This is a genomic window from Streptomyces nanshensis, assembly GCF_001751255.1.
Taxonomy (GTDB): Bacteria; Actinomycetota; Actinomycetes; order Streptomycetales; family Streptomycetaceae; genus Streptomyces; species Streptomyces nanshensis_A.
Map to the genome: position 1 here is coordinate 1 of NZ_LJGW01000482.1, position 547 is coordinate 547.

Annotated in this window: 1 pseudogene; it reads right to left on the bottom strand. The window is 64.5% G+C overall.

The features are described from left to right. Positions 1-9: 9 nt before the first annotated feature. A pseudogene (locus AN218_RS28710) lies at positions 10-547 on the bottom strand (site-specific integrase); the annotation flags it as partial.

Sequence of the window (547 nt, forward strand, 5' to 3'; positions counted from 1 at the left end):
TTCTCTGAACTACTGGGAAGGCATGGATGCGGTCCGTCCGGCGATCTCTCGGAAGGTCGGGATGCCGAGGTTGATGGTGGTGGCCCGTCGGTCACGGTCTTCAAGTTGAGTGATCTTGCTGTCGGCGGCGGTGAGGCTGACGCGCAGGCCCTCGGCTTCACCGAGCCAGCCTTCGCGTTCTGCCTCAGCGATCCGGTCGGTCAGGTTGGTGCGGATCTCCTCAAGTCGGGGCCGCTGAGCTGGGTCAAGACGAAGGAGCGGGCAACGGACGCAGCTGTGTTCGTGCTGGCAACTGGTGCCGTAGGCGCGTCCGCAGTCGCCCAGGGCGACCTTGCGCCGCTCGAAGTGGCCGAGGAACTCGTTCCATTCCTCGTCAGTCGGGGCCCGGTATTCCTCACTGGGGCGCAGGGCCCGCCGACGGGCGATGAAGGACCGGTGACCGTTGATGGCCTCCTCGGGATAGACCGCCTTGTAACCCATGGTCGTGTTGATGTCCTTGTGCCCGAGGATGAGTTGGGCGATGTGCGGCGGCATCCCGTTCATGATC